Raw genomic sequence first — 2,163 nt, 5'->3', positions numbered from 1 at the left:
AAGCATGTCCTCAAAACCCACAATGAGCCTCGGAAAAATGCGGGGCGGGCAATGATGCACTAGAATCCGGCCAGGCGGGCCGGAGTTCGTGACCGCCTTCCTGACACTGATCCGCCCCACTTGCTCGCCCGATCATCCGGTTACCACAGCATGTCTGATACATTACATGGCGCTTCAAGCGCCGCCGAGAACCCTTTTCCACTGCTCTCGACTATTGATGATCCCGCCGATCTGAGGCTGCTGCCAAGCAGTGATCTGAAACAGCTTGCCACCGAGCTGCGCGGCTTTCTCGTCGATAGCGTCTCGCGCACAGGTGGCCATTTGGCTGCTGGCCTGGGGGTTGTCGAGCTGAGCATTGGCCTGCACTACGTCTTCGATACACCGCACGATCGAGTGATTTGGGACGTTGGCCATCAGGCCTATCCGCACAAGATCCTGACTGGGCGGCGTGATCGTATGGCTCGGATGCGCCAGCAGGGCGGGCTCTCGGGTTTTCCGAAGCGGACCGAAAGCCCCTATGACACCTTTGGCGTTGGCCATTCCAGCACCTCGATCAGCGCTGCGCTGGGCATGGCGATCGCCGCTAAGCAGAAGGGGGAGCAACGCCAGATCATCGCCGTCATCGGCGATGGCGCGCTCAGCGCCGGCATGGCCTTCGAGGCCTTGAATCACGGCGGCCCGCTCGATCCCGATCTGCTGATCATCCTCAACGATAACGAGATGTCGATCTCGCCCCCGGTGGGCGCTATTAGCAGTCATCTGGCGCGCCTGCTCTCTGGCGGGCTCTACACTAAGATGCGTGAGGGCAGTAAGACCGCGTTGCGTGGAATGCCTCAGCTGCGCGAGCTGGTTGGGCGCTGGGAGGAGCACGTTAAGGGCATGGTGATGCCGAGCACCTTGTTTGAAGAGCTTGGCTTCAACTACATTGGACCGGTGGACGGACATGACATGGATGCCGTGGTGGCGACCTTGCGTAACATGAAAAAGATGCCGGGTCCGCGGCTCTTGCACCTGATCACCCAGAAAGGCCATGGCTATGAGCCGGCTGAGCACGCCCCGACGACCTATCATGGCGTCACCCCTTTCGACCTAAAGACCGGCGCCGTGCCGAAGAAGAGCGGCAGTAAGAGTTATACGCAGATCTTTGGCGACTGGCTTTGCGAGCGCGCCAAGACGGATTCGCGGCTGTTGGCGATCACGCCGGCGATGCGCGAAGGCTCGGGGATGGTCGCCTTCTCCGAGCGCTTCCCCGATCGCTATTTTGATGTCGGCATCGCCGAGCAGCATGCCGTGACCCTCGCGGCGGGCATGGCCTGCGAGGCAATGAAGCCGGTGGTCGCGATCTATTCCACCTTCCTTCAGCGTGCCTACGATCAGCTGGTGCATGACGTCTGCCTGCAAGGGCTGGATGTGACCTTCGCGGTTGATCGCGCTGGCCTGGTCGGCGCCGATGGTCCAACCCACGCCGGCGCCTTCGATTACAGCTACACGCGCCCGCTGCCGAATATCCTGATCATGGCGCCGGCGGACGAAAACGAATGCTGGTGGATGCTGGAGACCGCCTATGCGCACGATGGGCCGGCAATGGTGCGCTATCCGCGCGGCAGTGGTCCGGGTGTGGCGATCGATCAATCGGGGGGCGAGCTGTTGCCGATTGGCCAGGCCGAGATCCGCCGCGAGGGGCGCGATGTCGCGCTCTTGGCGTTCGGCAGTCGGGTCGCGGCGGCCGAGGCGGTCGGCGAGCGCTTGGACGCGACAGTGGTCAATATGCGCTTCGTCAAACCGCTGGATGATCGACTGATCCTTGATATGGCCGAGCGTCATCAACTACTGGTGACGGTAGAGGAAAACGCCGTCGCGGGTGGCGCCGGGTCAGCGGTCTCCGAGCTGCTGGCCGAGCAGGGCGTGCTGGTGCGCTGCCTGCATCTGGGGCTGCCCGATCGCTGCCAAGAACAGGCCAGTCATGAGCAGCAACTCGCCGCTTGCGGGCTCGATGCCGCTGGCATTGAGGAAGCGGTGCGTGCGGAGATGCGTGATCTCGGCTTGGATCAGACCCGGCTGAAAGGTGCGAGCGCCGGTTGAGGCTTAGGGCCTGTCCAAATCTCTACCAGCGCCTTGGGGTGCCTGCTTGATCAGCTTGACGCTATGGCTTGAGGGGCCAAA

Annotated in this window: 1 protein-coding gene; it reads left to right on the top strand. The window is 62.4% G+C overall.

Annotated elements, in window-relative coordinates:
- Nucleotides 1-150 precede the first annotated feature (150 nt).
- Entirely contained in the window at nt 151-2,082 is a 1,932-nt protein-coding gene (gene dxs, locus VBE63_RS27905; RefSeq protein ID WP_323686249.1) for a 1-deoxy-D-xylulose-5-phosphate synthase, read from the top strand.
- Nucleotides 2,083-2,163: the final 81 nt, after the last annotated feature.

The organism is Lamprobacter sp. (assembly GCF_034860625.1).
Classification (GTDB): domain Bacteria; phylum Pseudomonadota; class Gammaproteobacteria; order Chromatiales; family Chromatiaceae; genus Lamprobacter.
The sequence above is the reverse complement of the archived record's forward strand: the minus strand, read 5'-3'. Positions and strand labels throughout refer to the sequence as shown.